Source organism: Shinella sp., assembly GCF_035998705.1.
Taxonomy (GTDB): Bacteria; Pseudomonadota; Alphaproteobacteria; order Rhizobiales; family Rhizobiaceae; genus Shinella.
The window spans coordinates 120,565-135,461 of sequence record NZ_DASYHH010000027.1 but is presented as its reverse complement, the minus strand read 5'-3'; the positions used below and the strand labels follow the sequence as shown (position 1 = coordinate 135,461).

At 64.1% G+C, this 14,897-nt stretch carries 13 protein-coding genes; 5 read left to right on the top strand and 8 right to left on the bottom strand.

Annotated elements, in window-relative coordinates:
- The 6 genes from VGN93_RS23835 to VGN93_RS23810 all read right to left on the bottom strand — a co-directional run bounded on the left by VGN93_RS23835 (window position 1) and on the right by VGN93_RS23810 (window position 7,534).
- Entirely contained in the window at window positions 1-1,530 is a 1,530-nt protein-coding gene (locus tag VGN93_RS23835; protein WP_327509479.1) for a sulfatase, read from the bottom strand.
- A 1-nt stretch (window position 1,531) separates the two neighbouring features.
- Entirely contained in the window at window positions 1,532-2,359 is an 828-nt protein-coding gene (locus VGN93_RS23830; protein ID WP_327509478.1) for a carbohydrate ABC transporter permease, read from the bottom strand.
- Complete coding sequence (locus VGN93_RS23825) at window positions 2,356-3,291, bottom strand: sugar ABC transporter permease (RefSeq protein ID WP_327509477.1); 936 nt, start codon at window positions 3,289-3,291, stop codon at window positions 2,356-2,358. The genes VGN93_RS23830 and VGN93_RS23825 overlap by 4 nt, the downstream gene beginning before the upstream one ends.
- Before the next feature lie 9 nt (window positions 3,292-3,300).
- Window positions 3,301-4,656 carry an extracellular solute-binding protein gene (locus tag VGN93_RS23820; RefSeq protein WP_319313245.1) on the bottom strand — a complete coding sequence of 452 codons (1,356 nt, stop codon included), beginning with the start codon at window positions 4,654-4,656 and terminating at the stop codon, window positions 3,301-3,303.
- A gap of 75 nt (window positions 4,657-4,731) precedes the next feature.
- Window positions 4,732-6,279, bottom strand: a complete 1,548-nt coding sequence (locus VGN93_RS23815; protein ID WP_327509476.1) for a hypothetical protein — start codon at window positions 6,277-6,279, stop codon at window positions 4,732-4,734.
- A 157-nt stretch (window positions 6,280-6,436) separates the two neighbouring features.
- Window positions 6,437-7,534 (bottom strand): GntR family transcriptional regulator, encoded by a 1,098-nt coding sequence (locus tag VGN93_RS23810; protein ID WP_327509475.1) that lies wholly within the window; start codon window positions 7,532-7,534, stop codon window positions 6,437-6,439.
- A gap of 208 nt (window positions 7,535-7,742) precedes the next feature.
- Between VGN93_RS23810 and VGN93_RS23805 the strand changes: the two genes are divergently transcribed.
- Both VGN93_RS23805 and VGN93_RS23800 read left to right on the top strand, forming a co-directional pair.
- Window positions 7,743-8,810 (top strand): Gfo/Idh/MocA family oxidoreductase, encoded by a 1,068-nt coding sequence (locus tag VGN93_RS23805; protein ID WP_327509474.1) that lies wholly within the window; start codon window positions 7,743-7,745, stop codon window positions 8,808-8,810.
- The gene (locus VGN93_RS23800) at window positions 8,801-9,829 is read left to right on the top strand and encodes a Gfo/Idh/MocA family oxidoreductase (protein WP_327509473.1); all 1,029 of its coding nucleotides are present in this window, start codon (window positions 8,801-8,803) and stop codon (window positions 9,827-9,829) included. The genes VGN93_RS23805 and VGN93_RS23800 overlap by 10 nt, the downstream gene beginning before the upstream one ends.
- Window positions 9,830-9,846: 17 nt before the next feature.
- Here the strand turns inward: VGN93_RS23800 and VGN93_RS23795 are convergent, their stop codons facing one another.
- Together VGN93_RS23795 and VGN93_RS23790 are read right to left on the bottom strand one after the other, a co-directional pair.
- A complete protein-coding gene (locus VGN93_RS23795) occupies window positions 9,847-10,128 on the bottom strand; it encodes a muconolactone Delta-isomerase family protein (RefSeq protein ID WP_319313255.1) in 282 nt (93 codons plus the stop codon).
- Between the two features lie 15 nt (window positions 10,129-10,143).
- Entirely contained in the window at window positions 10,144-11,172 is a 1,029-nt protein-coding gene (locus tag VGN93_RS23790) for a LacI family DNA-binding transcriptional regulator (protein ID WP_327509472.1), read from the bottom strand.
- 140 nt (window positions 11,173-11,312) lie between these two features.
- Here VGN93_RS23790 and VGN93_RS23785 point away from each other — a divergent pair, with 140 nt between their 5' ends.
- Genes VGN93_RS23785 through VGN93_RS23775 form a run of 3 tightly spaced genes read left to right on the top strand, consistent with a single transcriptional unit; the run spans window position 11,313 to window position 14,887 of the window.
- On the top strand, window positions 11,313-12,521 hold the full coding sequence (locus VGN93_RS23785) for a CaiB/BaiF CoA-transferase family protein (protein WP_327509471.1): 1,209 nt from the start codon (window positions 11,313-11,315) through the stop codon (window positions 12,519-12,521).
- A complete protein-coding gene (locus VGN93_RS23780) occupies window positions 12,521-13,345 on the top strand; it encodes a 3-ketoacyl-ACP reductase (RefSeq protein ID WP_327509470.1) in 825 nt (274 codons plus the stop codon). Before VGN93_RS23785 ends, VGN93_RS23780 begins: the two co-directional genes overlap by 1 nt.
- 48 nt (window positions 13,346-13,393) lie before the next feature.
- Entirely contained in the window at window positions 13,394-14,887 is a 1,494-nt protein-coding gene (locus VGN93_RS23775) for a sugar ABC transporter ATP-binding protein (RefSeq protein ID WP_327509469.1), read from the top strand.
- The last annotated feature ends 10 nt before the right edge of the window (window positions 14,888-14,897 follow it).

Below are 14,897 nucleotides of genomic sequence, written 5' to 3'. Positions count from 1 at the left end.
TTATTCCGCTCCTTCTGCGACCGTATCGAACGCCAAACGCGAAAACGCTTCGGGTGGCGCGCTGTTTGCCTGCATCAGCCGGGTCATCAGGTCGAGGAGGCGCTGTTCCTCTTCAGGGCTCGCAAGCGGCGTTTCCTGTCCCGGATCGGTGACGAGATCATAGAGGCGCGTTTCGGACTCCAGCAGCGCGCCAGGGCCGTAATTGTTGTACATCGGCGAGCGGTCGGTCACCGGCACCTTGAGCAGTGCCGCACCCTTGGTGAAGTCGAGTGGCGGCGACAGCGAGGCCGAGGCGAGTTCCGCCGGCGAGAACGGCGAGAAGATATGCGTCGGCATCAGCGTGTACTGATAGAGCTCCTGCTGCGACAGGTCCTCCGGGAAGCGGTGATAGGTATAACGTCCATCTGCAACGTTCACCGCGCCGCCGAAATAGCCGAACAGCGCGCCGTCACGGAGCGACGTGCCATCGGCCATGGCGCACAGCGAAAAACCTTCGTTCTCGGCCGGCGGCGTGGCGCCGAACAGGTCGAGGAAGGTCGCCGCGAGATCGATCGACTGGGTGAGGGCCGCTGACCGGCCGCCCGCTCGGACCTGCCGCGGATCGTGCAGGAAGAGCGGGATATGCGCCACTTCCTCGTAGAGGTTCATGCGGTTCTTCGCCCAGAAATCGTGCTCGCCCAGCAGGAAGCCGTGGTCGGTGGTGACGACGAGGGCCGTATCCTTCCACAGGTCGTGAAGGTCGAAATAATCGAGCAGTTCACCGAGCAGGTGATCGCACATGGCGACCACGGCATAGTAGTTGGCGCGCAGTTCCTCGCATTCCTCGGGCAGTTCGTCGACGCGGCCATAACGCGGCCAGTCGCGGATCGGGCCTTTCCAGCCGGTGTCGAACGGTGCCTTGAAACGTTCGGGCGCCGTGAAGGGTTCGTGCGGGTCGAAAGTCTCGATCTGCAGGAGCCAGTTGTCGGCGTCGCGGTTGCGGTCGAGGAAGTCGAAGCCCTCGGCAAAGCAGCGGACCGAGGGAAAATCCTTCTCTTCCTTGATGAACTCGCGGTTGACGATGTTCTGGCCGAAATAGGAGCGCTTCTGGTCGCTGAACTGCCGGGCGTGGTATTTTTCGCGCAGCCGCTCCCAGTGCGGCTGCACCATCGCCTTCCAGCGGTCGCCTTCCTGGCCGCGCACGAATTCGTAGGAATCGTAGCGGTTGTGATAGGTCGCCCCACCGTCTTCCCAATAGTGGAAATGGTCTGTCACGAGATGGCTGTAGGTGCCGCGCTGCTGGTGCAGGATTTCCGGGAAGGCGTTGTCGAACGGTTCCAGCGGACCCCAGCTGCGATGCAGGAAGGTGAGGCGTCCGGTCAGCATGTCGCGGCGCGCCGGCATGCAGGGCAGGCTGCCGACATAGTGGTTGTCGAAGGTCACGCTGCGGGCGGCGAGGCGATCGAAATTCGGCGTCGGGATGCGCGTGCCGCCATAGGGGCCGAGAAGATGCCTGTTCAGGGAATCGAAGAGAACAAAAACCGCCTTCATGCTATTTCACCGCTCCTTGCGTGAGGCCTTTGACGATGTAGCGCTGGGCGACGAGCAGCACGAGAATGGCTGGCACCATCGCCAGTGCAGCACTTGCCGCCATCTGGGTGTATTGAATCTCGAAATCCTGGGCGAACTTGGCGATGGCGACGGGCACCGTCGCCGTCTGCTTCATCGTCAGCGTCAGCGCGACGGCGAATTCGTTCCAGGAGAAGATGAAGGTGAGGATCGAGGTTGCGGCAAGGCCGGGCGTGATCAGCGGCAGGATCACATGCCACAGGATGTGCGGCGTGTCCGCGCCGTCCATGATCGCGGCCTCCTCCAGCTCCTTCGGTACGTCGCGAACGAAGACCGCCATCAGCCAGATTGCCATCGGCAGGTTGAGCGTCGCATGGGCGAGGATCAGCCCCGTGAAAGTGTTTTCCAGCCCCACCGCGCGCGCCATGGAGAACCAGGCGCTGGCGAGTGCCACCGGCGGGATCATATGGAAGATCATCGTCCAGGCGAGGAACAGGTGCACGACCCATCCGGGCCAGCGCATCCGGTTCAGCGAGAAGGCGGCGAGCGTCGCGACGACGACGCACAGGATCGTGCTTGCAAGGCCGACGACGATCGAGTTGCGGTAGTTGAGCAGGAAGTCCGAGGTCTTCGACCAGAGGACTTCGGAAAAATTGTTCCAGATCGGCGTGAAGAACACATCGCCCATCAGAAGCGAAATCTGCGTGCGAAAACCGGCAGCAATGGTCCAGATGATCGGCGCCAGCACCAGGGCGGCGGCAAACGCAAGCGTGATATGGACGGGGAGGGCGGAACGGGTGCGACGGCTCATGACGTTGCTCCCGTGCGGCGGCGTGCCGAAAGCGCGATCACCAGGAGCAGCGACACGAGGAAGATGACAGCCACCGACATGGCCGAGCCGTAGCCGGCTTTATCCTCCGTGAAGAAGCGCTGGTAGAGCGTGAAGCTGATCACCTCGGTCGCCGTGCCGGGCCCGCCGCTGGTCAAGAGATAGACCTCGTCGAAAACCTTGAAGGCGAGCACGAGGCGGAAAGCGAAGGTGACGATGATCGTCGGGATCATCAGCGGCAGCGTGACATAGATCAGCTCCTGCCATGGGCCGGCGCCGTCCATTTCCGCGGCCTCGAAGACATCCTGCGGCAGGGATTCCAGCCCCGCCAGGAACAGGAGGAAGCAGAACGGCGTCCAGTGCCAGATGTCGACGGCGATCACCGAGAGCAACGCCGTCTCGGGGCTGCCGAGCCAGTCATGCGGCAGGATGCCGAAGAGGCCGAGCGCCTTGTTGGCGAGGCCGAAATCAAAATTGAGCATCAGCTTCCAGATGGCGCCGATGACGATGCCGGGGATCAGGATGGGCAGGATGAAGATCGCCCGGTAGAGCACGCGCCCGCGGGTGATCTTGGTGCAGAGCAGCGCCATGGCGAAGCCGATGACCATCTGGCCGGCGACGGCGCCGAAGGCGAAGATCAACGTGTTGGAGATGCCGGCGCCGAAGAGCGTGTCGGAAAACAACGCCTGGTAATGGGTGAGCCCCACCCAGCTGCGCGTCTGCTGACCATCCGCCCAGGTGACGGTCTGGAAGCTCGTGAGAAACAGGTTCGCGATGGGCAGCGCGCTGAGCGCCACCATCATGACCAGCGCCGGCCCGAAGGTCAGCCAGCGCCAGAGACGCTGGCCGCCATCCTCGGCTGGGTTGGTTGACCGCCGCGTCGGGCGTTCGATTTGCGCGTTTGCGACGGTCATGGGCGGCCCTTATTTCAGCGGGGTCAGCTTGTCGGTCTTGTAGGCGTGGCCGGCCATGATCTTCTCGATCTCGTCGGACATGCCGTTCAGCGCATCGACCGAGGTGATTTCGCCGGCGACGGCCCGGTTGAGGCCGAGTTCCAGCACCGCGATCACTTCGCTCGCCTCGGGGAACTGGTAGATGTTCACCGCATGCGGCAGGGCCTCGGCGAGCGGTTTCATCCAGCGATAGCGTCGCTCGTCGGCAATCGGCTCCTTGTAGACGGCGGCGTGGATGGGGATGCCGCCGGCCTTGGCGGTTTCGAGCTGGGCAGCCTTCGTCTGGAACCAGCGCAGGAACTCGACGGCCGCGCGCTTGCGATCATCGGGGACGTTCTTCGAAATGCCGGCGAGCCAATGGCCGAGGCCGGGCGAGGTCGGGAAGCCTTCCAGCGACGGCGGCGGCGCCCACTCGATCTTGTCGACAACTGCCGACTTGTTCGGATCGTCCATCTGCGACCAGGCCGCGATCACCATCATGATATGCGCGGAATGGCCGGTCACCATGGACTGGATGACCTCGGCCTGGTCCGAGGCCGCCGTCTTCGGGTGGCCGGCTTCCTTGGCGAGCCGGATATAGTAGTCGAGCGCCTCGCGGCCCTGCTCGGAGTTCAGCGTGACGGAATAGTCGCCCGCCGACTGATCCTTGAAGATGCCGCCGCCGAAGCCATAGAGATAAGGATAGAAATCGTAGGCGACGGTGTGCGGCCCACGCGCGCCGCGCTGGACGATGCCGTACATGTCCGGCGGGTTGTGGAATTTTTTCGCGTTGGCTTCGAGTTCGGCGAAGGTTTTCGGCGCCGAGAGACCTGCTTCCTTGTAGAGATCGCCGCGATAATAGAGCATCGGGATCAGCGGTGAGACCGGCATCGACATCAGCTTGCCGTCGCTGGTCATGGTCTTCTTCTCGGCGTTGTAATAGACCGTGTCGCCGAGTGTGTAGACGTCCGGATCGAGCTTGAAGCCGGGGTCGATATCGGTAATCGCTTCGACGAAGCCGCCGGCATACATTTCCGCAAACCAGCCCGAATTCATGATCAGGATGTCGTACTGGCCTTCGCTGGCGCGCACCGAGTTGCGCTGTTTTTCCAGCGAGCCGGCGAAGGGGTTGACGTCGAGCTCCACCTTGTTGCCGGTTTCGGCCTCATAGGCCTCCACCGTCTTGCTGAAGCTTTCGAACCAGGGCGACTGGTTGATCACGATGGTGATCGGCGCGACGCTTGCCGCGTAGAGCGGGCGGAATGCGCCGGGCGCGAGGCTCGCCGCCGCCGCCATGCCCACGCCCTTGAGGATCGTTCGTCTTTGAATGCTTGTCCTGAAAGTCATTGATGAATCTCCCATTGTCTCACCCATGTTCAACACTTTGCTGCCGGCTTCCAAGAAAACGGGTGCCCCGTCCTCCTATTCGCAGAAAATCGGGCTGGCCCAGTTCCACTGGCCATTGGCCTGGCGCATGCGGGCATAGATCCAGTCGCCCTTGCTGAGCGGCTCGATCGCCATCTGCCCGCGCCACTGCCACTGATGCGGGCGCGGCAGCGGATGCAGCCGGAAGGCCGGGCTGTCGATCGGCCCGAGATTGCCCGAAAGCGCGCCCTGCAGCAGGCGTTCGGCGCTCACCTCGAAGGTCTGACCATCGACCACCAGCCGGACGCTGGCATCGGGCCGGATGCGGATGCGCGCGGCAATCGCCTGCATCGACGCGGTGGTGTTGTTGGGATTGCCGATCGAGCGGATCGTGAAGTGGATGCGATTGCCGTCAAGCCGGACGTCGTTGTCATCCGCCGCATCGCCGCCACCCTCCAGCGGCGAGACCACTTCGGACCCGCGCAGGCGTGGCTCTACGGACAGGATGTCGCCGCCGATGAGCTCGAGCGAGCCCTGCCAGTCGTGGAATTTTCCGCGTGCACCCCAGCCGAGTTCCAGCACGAGCAATGTTTCCATCGCGGCGTTCGCGGTGTCGATCGGGCTTCGTTGCAGGTCCGGCGTGACGCGGCCGACGACGTCGCCGTTCCGGATGAGGTCGATATAGTCGATGGCGCCACCGCCGACCGCTTCGAGGTCCAGCGCCTGGCCGCCGGCCGAAACGCTGCCGCCCTGCATGACATCGCCGATCGAGAAGAACAGGTGGCTGGCGTCTCCGGTGAGTGCATTGGTGCGGCGCCGGTGAATGCCGTCCCACAGCGCGCTGCGCGAATTTTCCGGCGCGTAGACCGCCGAGCGTCCGTGGCCGTAGGAGCCGGGGTAACCGCTGTGATGATCCGTATTGCCGAGGAAGCCGAAGCGGATGCCGCGGTTGAGGCCGTGGCGGGCGGTGGACTGGCCGTCGCTCGGCCCCATGGAATGCAGGAAGGGCCGGTCCATCACCGAGGTTTCCGAACAGCCGTGCATGGAGATGATCTCCATAACCGGCGACAGGTCCTGGATGACCGTGTCCCAGTTCACGCCGCGCGCGCCGAGGCGGTAGCCGATATGATGCGGGAAGGCGAAGACCCCGTCACCATAGGCGGCGCGCAGCCTTGCATGCAGTTCCGCCGGCGTATCGGCCTTGATCAGCGCCTGGCCCGCGATATCGCGGTAGACGATCGTGTAGTCGCCATGCGCGAAGGAGTGGATTTCATAGCCCGGGAAAACGGTGAAGACGCCTGGCTCGTCCGCGGCGGCCAGCGTATCGAAATGGGCGCCCCAAAGCCTGTCCAGCTTGGCAAAGCCCTTGACGTGGAAATCGACGATATGGGCGACGCGCGGATCGTCGACCGGCATGTCCGGCCAATAGGCGTGCCCCGTCACGGAGACGAAATCGAGCTGGCGGCGGGCGCGACGAAGGGCCTGCTCGAGGCTGCCGTGGCCATAGGAAATGTCGCAGTGATTGTGGATGTCGCCGTAAAAAGCCCGTACGCCGAAACGCGAAGCCAACGGCGCCAGCCGCTCCGGCAGACGCTCACCCAACATACCGCACCTCTCCTCCCTGAACGATGCGAAACCCGTGAAGGTTCAATCACCGTTCGATACAATATGTATTGTACGCTAGCAGATGTATGGGCGGATGCAAGCGGGTTTTCGATTGCGGGAGGAAATTTGCGCGGCGGCGACGAGCGCCCGCAAGGGATCAGGCGGACGGCACGCCCGTGCTGCCGCGAATGTTCGAGAGGCAGTCGAGGTAGACGATCTGGGGCGGCTCCTGCGGCGCCGCGATGCGCTTGCGGATCGTCTCGATCAGGCTTTTCGCCGCATTGAGATAGGAGCTGCCGGCCATGGTCATGAAGCCGAAATGTTCGGTCGGCACGTCGTGATGCCCCAGCACGAAGAGGCTCAGATCCTTCGGGCAGGCAATGCCCATTTCCTCCAGGCACTGCCGGATGCCGAGCGAATCGGAAATGCCGAGCGTGATCATCGCGGTGAACGGCAGCTTGCCGTGCTCGTCGATGAGGGCCGACAGCGCTTGCCCCAGGGCATCGCCGACCCGCTGCGTCGGATGCAGCACGCCGCGAAGCGCCATGCTTTGCGTGTGCTTCCAGACGATCTCGTGGCGCTGGCTTATGCGGTCGAAGGCGCGCCGTGCGGCGAGAATCGGCTGGGCCATGGAGTCCAGCGAAACAAGCGCAACGGAGCGATGGCCGAGCTCCGAGAGATATTCCAGCGCCAGATCGAGTGCGGCTTCCCAGTCGGTCCCGACCCGGTCGATATCGACGCCGGCGACGGAATGGCCGTCGACGACCAGAGCGCGCGTCTTGCTTTGCAGCAGGTTGAGCAGGCGGATCGGGATGTTTTCATAATGCGACTGGAGGATGGCCGCATCGAAATCCGGCACCGAGGTCAGGATCTCCAGCAGATGTCCCGTATTGTGATAGGAAATCTGGACGACCTTGCTGCCCGAGCGCGACAATTGCTCGACGATATGGTTCTGCACCAGCACGCAGCGCTCGTTCAGGCTGGCATTCGACAGGATCAGCAGGCTCTCCAGATGCGCGCCGGCAGCGTCCTGCGCCGAGGCCTCGCCGCCCTTGATGACATAGGTGCCGCGCCCGACCTGCGAGGTCAGCACGCCTTCGTCGCGCAGGCGGGTCAGCGCCTCCTGCACGGTCGCCTGGCTGACCTGGTGGCTGCGCATCAGGTCGCGCACCGTCGGCAGGCGCGCGCCATCCTCGAGCCTGGAGATCTGGTCCCTCAGGGAGGCGAGAACCGTGTTTGAGGACGCAGCGCGCAAGGATCTGCCTCGACCTTCGAATCGTGTCTGTTTTTTATCGCTTCTATCCCGATACATTTTGAATCCCGCCCCGGCAATCCCGCGCCCGATGCCGTGCGGCAAGGGGTGGCTAAATCGGATTGTATTATAGGCGATACAAATTGAACTTTACAATTTGAATTTCACGTATACGCTTTGGTCAAGAAGCCACCCAAGCGGATTGATCACCATGTCTCGTTCGGCTGTCGATAGGATTGCCGTCGCCGTCATCGGCGCGGGCTTCATCGCCGACTACCATATCAATGGCCTTCGCGCGGCGGGCGGCGCGGAGGTCGCGGCCCTTGTCGGCCGGCGGCCGGAAGTTACGCTCGCAAGGGCGCAGGCGCTTGGTATCGCCAGGGCGGAAACCGATTACCGCCGCGTTCTGGACGACGATGCGATCGACGCCGTGGTGGTCGCGACCCCGGACGATACCCACGAACGCATCGCAATCGATGCGCTGGACGCCGGCAAACACGTGCTGCTGCAAAAGCCCATGGCGCTGGACAGCGCTCAGTGCCGGACCATTCTTCAGGCCGATGAACGGGCTGGACGGCGTCTCACCGTCAGTTTCATGCACCGTTATTTCCCGGAAGTGCGCTGGCTTCGCGAGCAACTCCGATCCGGCGCGCTCGGCGCCATCCATTCGGTGCGCATTCGAAATGCCACGCCGGGGGCGGATTGGAGCGACTGGTTCTTCACGCCCGGCAATGTCTCGGGCGGCGTCGTCATGCAACTCGGCGTGCATGGCATCGATCTCGTGCAGCACCTGTTCGGCGCGGTCACAGACGTTGCCGCCGACATGATGACGGCGCGGCCGGAGCGGCGGCTTGCCGATGGCCGCATGGTTCGAACCGAACTGGAGGACAACGTGCTGGCCGCCTATCGGCTGGAGAGCGGCGTGCGGGTGAGCCACGAGATGAGCTATACCGAGCGTGCCGGCTGCGATCGGTTCCGGCTGGAGCTCTACGCGGAGCGCGGCACGGTCTGGCTGCGCACGGAGCGCGGCGCGGCGGCGATCCATGCCCCCGCGGTGACCGGAGAGCCGGGCTGGGCGACACCGGCCCTGCCGGAGGAAGCGCTTGGCGAGGCCCATCACCGGCATTGGCTGTCGATGATCAGGGGCGAGGCGCCACCGGACGATACGCCCACGGCTGGCCTGCGCTCGGTGCGGGTGGCCGAAGCCATTTATGCAGCGGCACGGTCCGGCACGAGAACGCCTGTCGCTGGGAAAGAGGAGACGGTGGGATGCGCCTGAAGGTCGCGATGCTCGGCGTCGAACATTACCACGCGAATTTCTGGGCCAGCGCCTTTCTGCAAAGGCCGGAGGTCGAGATCGTCGGCGTCTGGGACCCGGTCGCGGACAAGGCGGCCGAGTTTGCGGCCCGGCATGATATCGAGGCGCAGGGGGATCTGCGCAGCCTCATTCGGAGAAGCCACGCGGTTGCGATCTGCTCGGCGACGAACGATCATCTGATGCTGGTCGAAGCCGCTGCGGCGCTGGGCCGTCCGGTGCTTTGTGAAAAGCCGCTCGGGATCGACCGCACCCAATGCGACGCCATCGCGGAGGTGGTTGATCGCACGGGCATTCGCTTCATGCAGAGTTTTCCAAAACGTTTCGACCCCGCCAATCACGAGATCGCCCGGCTCTTGAAGGAGAAGGCGCTTGGCCAGTTGACGCTCTGTCGGGTCCGGCACGGCCACAGCCACGGCCTGGCGGAGGCCTTTCGCTCCGCCTGGTTCGTCGATCCGGCGCGCTCCGGCGGCGGCACGCTGCTCGACGAGGGCGTGCACGCCGCCGATTTCCTGCGCTGGATGTTCGACGAGCCGGAATCGGTCTTCGCCACGCTGTCGTCGGCGGCACTTGACCTGCCCGTCGAAGACACGGCCGTCGCCACCTTCCGCTATGCACAGGGCCTGATTGCCGAGGTCACGACAAGCTGGTGTTTTGCGGCCGCCGACACATCGATCGAAATCTACGGAACGGAGGGCTCTATCCTGCTTTCCGGCGTCGACATCGCCTCGCGCCCGACACGCGAGACGGATTTTTTGCGCGTGTTCCGGCGCGGGAAGGGGGAGGGCTGGTCCGCGTCGGAGGTCGTGCCGTCCTTCAAGACGGGCATTTTCCACGAGCATGTCGCCTGGGCTTTCGTCGATGCGCTGAAGCGCGGTGGCCCGATGCCGGTCACCATCGAGGACGGCCGCAGGGCCTTCGCGATGATCGACGCCGCCTACCGCTCAGCCGCTACCGGCCGCGCGGAACCAATACGGGCATAGCCGCTGGCCGCACCCCGTTACGGCGTGAAGCCCGCATAGGGTTTCAAGGGGATGACGTCGAAGGCGATCATGCCGGCGGCGGCGAGTGGCAGGGTGGCGAGCGTTTCGTGCACGGCCTCCAGCGTTTCCGCCTCGACGATCTGGCAGGCGCCGGGCTGGTCGCCGCGATGCCAGATCTGGCGGGTGAAGCCGGCGGCATAGAGTTCGCGGGCACGTGCCCCTTCGAGCGGCACGACGGGCGCGAAATCGGCATCGGAAAATTGGTCTGTCAGGCGGCGGGAGATCACGAGAAACTGCATGTCCGATTCCTGATGTCAGCGGGCGACTGGCGCGGTGCTGGTCCGCACCACCAGCCGCAGCGGCAGGTCGCGCTGGCGCATGTGCACGCGCTGGGCGGGGGTGGCGAGAAGGTAGTCGCCGGCGATGGTGCCCATCTCGCGCGCCGGCACCTCGACGGTGGTGAGGTCCGGCGTCGTCAGTTCGGCGATTTCGAGATTGTCGAAACCGAGGATCGAGACGTCGCGCGGCACACTCAAGCCCTTCTCGTGACAATATTTGATGGCGCCGGCGGCGATGATGTCGCTGCCGCAGAAAATCGCGGTCGGTGTTCTTTCCGCCGCCATGAGCGCCTGCATGCCGGCACGGCCGCCCTCGATCTTGTAGGCGGATTCGACGACTGGGATATCCGTCTTCGTTAGCCCCGTGCGCACGAGTTCTTCGATGAACCCGTCGCGGCGTGATGCGGCGCGGTCATTGTCATGGGTGATGCCGGCGATCATCGCAAGGCGCGTATGGCCGAGATCGAGCAGGTAGCGCGCCGCCATGCGGCCCGCCTTCACATTGTCGAAACCGACGGCAGCGCCGACCGCCGTCGCATCGGACGTGTAGGTATAGACATATGGAATGTTGCGCTGCTCCAGCATGGCGAGCGTTTCCGGCCGATGCGTCGAGCCGACCAGCACGATCGCCTCGGCGCCGCGCTCGACGAGCAGCCGCGCCTGCTCCAGCTCCATGTCGATGTCGTAGAAGGACGTGCTGATGATGATCGACACGTCGCGTTCGGCCAGCCGTTTCTGCAGGCTGTTGACCATGGTGGCGTAGATCGCGTGGTCGAGCGTCGGGATGATCGCGCCGACGAGACGGGTGCGTGTAGAGCGCAGTGCGCGCGCCGAGCCGTTCGGCACGTAGCCGAGGTCGGTGGCCGCCTTCAACACGCGCTCGCGCACGCCAAGCCCCACCTTCGGATTGTTGTTGAGGACGCGCGAAACCGTCGCGGGAGAGCAGCCGGCCCGTTTCGCCACATCGACCAGCTTTGTATCCGCGCGATCTGTTTCTGTGTTCACCGATTGGGTCTCCGAATTCGTGAAATCGATTTATCAAGTATCCTCCTTGAATATGCAAGCTTTTAAGAATATTTTGCAAAGCCAGTTGACAGAGAAATAGAAAAATGTGAAATCGATTTCATGAAAGTTTGGGAGGAACCATGCTTCTTGACGGTATCAAGGTCGTCAGCTTCTGCCATTTCCTGCAGGGGCCGGCCGCAGACCAATATCTCGCCGACATGGGCGCCGACGTCATCAAGGTCGAGCCGCTGACCGGCGCCTATGAGCGGCAATGGTCCGGCGCCGATGTCTATGTGGAAGGCGTCAGCGGCTTCTATCTCTGCGCCAACCGCAACAAGCGCTCCATCGCCATCGACCTGAAGAGCGAAGAGGGCAAGGCTGTCGCCGCAAAGCTGATCGCCGGCGCCGACGTGGTGCTGGAGAATTTCCGCCCCGGCGTTTTCGCTCGTCTCGGCTTCGATGATGCGCGGCTGAAGGAACTCAATCCGGCGCTGATCTTCGCCTCTGCAAGCGGCTTCGGCTCCACTGGGCCCTTAGCGCAGAAGCCGGGGCAGGACCTCCTGGTCCAGGCGCGCGCCGGCCTCATCGGCGTTACCGGCACGCCGCAAGGCGGGCCGACCCCGGTCGGCGCGGCGGTGGTCGATCAGCATGGCGGGGCGCTGCTGGCCATGGGTATTCTCGGTGCGCTGGTCCGGCGCCTGCGCGACGGCAAGGGAACACGTGTCGAGGGCAGCCTCTTGAATGCCGGTATCGATCTTCAGGGTGAACCGCTGGTCAACTGGCTGGCCGGTGATATCGAGCGCAAGGCCTTGAAGCGGGAAAGCAATCTCGCGACCTGGTTCCATCAGGCGCCCTACGGCGTCTATCCGGCGTCCGATGGCCATGTCGTCGTGTCGCTCTGCGAAACCGAAAACCTGGCGGATGCGGTCGACAGCGACGGGCTGCGTGCGCTGGCCGGCAAGGACCGCTATGCAGAGCGTGATGCCTTCGCGCGGCTTCTGGCGGAAGCCACGCCGAACTTTTCAATGGAAGAACTCGGCGAGCGTTTCGACCGGTTCAATGTCTGGTGGGCGCCGGTCAATTACTACGACCAGTTGCTCGACGATCCGCAGTTGAAACATGCCGAGGTCTTCCGCGAGGTCGATGTGCGCGGGCGGAAAATCCACCTGGTCAACCACCCGAACCGTTACGACGGCAAGGTGCCGGAGCTGCGCGTGCTGGCGCTCGATATCGGCGAGCACACGCGGGAAATCCTCGCCGAGCACGATTACAGCAAGGCCGAGATCGAAGGGCTGATCGCAAACCGCGCCGTGGTCGCTGCGGATGCGGCAAAGAAGGGAGCGGCGTGATGGCTGGCTTGAGGCTCGACAAGACGGGGTTGCCGTTGCCGGAACGTCCCGCGACGGCCAAACGCGGCGTCGCCGTCGTCACCGGCGCGCGCCGTGGCATCGGCCGGGCGATCTGCGCGGCGCTGGCGGAGGCCGGTTACGACATCGCGGTCATCGATGTTTCCCGCGACGGTGCGGATGAAACGGTCGATGGCGTGACGGGGCTCGGCGGCAAGGCCGGGTTCTACGAGATGGATATCTCGCGCACGCAGGATTTCACCAAGGTGATGGCGGCGATCGAGGCCGATCTCGGGCCGGTCGATTGCCTGGTGAACAATGCCGGCGTGCAGGTTTCCGAGCGCGGCGATCTCTTGGATGTGTCGGAGGAAAGTTTTGACCGGCTGCTGAACGTCAATCTGCGCGGCACCTTCTTTTTCACCCAGGCGATCGCGCGGCGCATGGTCGAGCGGGCCGAACCGCCGGAACACCGGTCGATCGTCTTCATCACCTCGGCGAATGCGCATCTCGTCTCACCGGAAAAGGGGCCGTACTGCATTTCGAAGGCCGGCCTGTCGATGGCCTCGCAGCAGTTCGCGCTGCGCCTCGCAGAACACGGTATCGGCGTCTACGAGATCCGCCCCGGGCTGATCCGCACCGACATGACCGCCGACGTGGTGGAGCGCTACAGCGACGGCATCGAAAACGGCACGCTCTCGGCGATCCGCCGCTGGGGCCAGCCGGAGGATATTGCGCGCGGCATCGCGACGCTGGTGACCGGCGGCATGCCGTTCAGCACGGGCGATGTCTACAATATAGGCGGCGGCATGCAGATCCCGCGGCTTTAGCTTTCGGCTGGTTGAGAAAACGATTTCACGGATGATGGGAGAGAGGACATGACGGCTCCGGTCCTGGAGATGAAGGGGATCCACAAACGCTTCCCCGGCGTCTATGCCCTGAAGGATGTCAGCTTTTCCGTTCGCCGCGGCAGCGTGCACGGGCTGATCGGCGAGAATGGTGCGGGCAAGTCCACGCTGATGCGCATCCTCTCCGGCGCGCACCGGGCGAGCGAAGGTTCGGTCGCCATCGACGGCGCCGAGATCGACAATCCGACGCCAGAGCGCATGCTGGCACTCGGCGTCGCCGTGATCTACCAGGAACTCGCCCAGACGCCGCACCTGACGGTGGCGGAAAACATCTTCCTCGGCCGGCTGCCGAAAAACGCGCTCGGCCTCGTCAATTGGCGCAAGGCGCGGGCGGATGCGCGGGCCGTGCTGCAGGACCTCAATTTCAACGTCAATCCGGCGGCGCGCATCGACAGGCTCAGCGTTGCGCAGCGCCAGATGGTGGAGATCGCCAAGGCGATCTCGCGCCATGCCCGCATCGTCGTGCTGGACGAGCCGTCCGCGGTGCTGGGCGACAGCGAACTGGTCAATCTCTTCGCCATGATCCGGCGGCTCAGCCGCGAGCAGGGCGTCTCCTTCATCTACATCTCGCACCGGCTGAAGGAGCTTTACGAGATCTGCGACGACGTGACGGTGCTGCGCGACGGGCAGGTGATCTCCAGCACCCCCATCGCCGGCACCACGACGGAAAGCCTGATCCGCCAGATGGTCGGTCGCGAGATGAACGACATTTTTCCCGAACGCGGCGCCCCGCGCGCCGTGATCCGGCTTGCTGTCTCCGGCCTCAATCGCAAGGGCGTGTTGAAGGACATCAGCTTTGACGTGCGACAGGGCGAGATTTTCGGCATCTGCGGGCTGGCGGGTTCGGGGCGTACCGAGGTGCTGCGCGCTGTCGCGGGCGCGGATCGCATCGACAGCGGCGAAATCCGCGTCGATGGCAAGGCGCTGTCGGTGAACAGCCCGCGCACGGCGCTTGCCAATGGCATCGGCCTGCTGCCGGAAGACCGCAAGACGGAGGGGCTGTTCCTCGACCAGTCGGTGGCCTTCAACGTCACCATTTCGTCGCTCGGTGCGCTTGCCTCCGGCGGGTTCCTGAAGGCCGGCGAGGAGCGCACCAAGGTCGCCGAATATATCCGGCAGATGCGTATCAAGACGCCGTCGGGCGCGACGCGCGTACGCACCCTTTCCGGCGGCAACCAGCAGAAATGCGGCATCGCCCGCCAACTCAGCGCCGGCACGCAGATCCTGCTCGTCGACGAGCCGACCCGTGGCGTCGATGTCGCCGCCAAGCGCGAAATCTATGACCTGCTCGTGCGGCTCACCAAGGATATGGGCGCCGCCGTGGTGATGGTGTCGTCCGAACTGCCGGAAGTCCTCGGGCTCTGCGATCGCATCATGGTGATGCGGCAGGGCGAGGTCTCGGCGATCGTCGACGGCAAAAGCGCCAGCGAGGAAACGCTGATGGCCCATGCGGTCTGGAATTGAGGAAAATGAC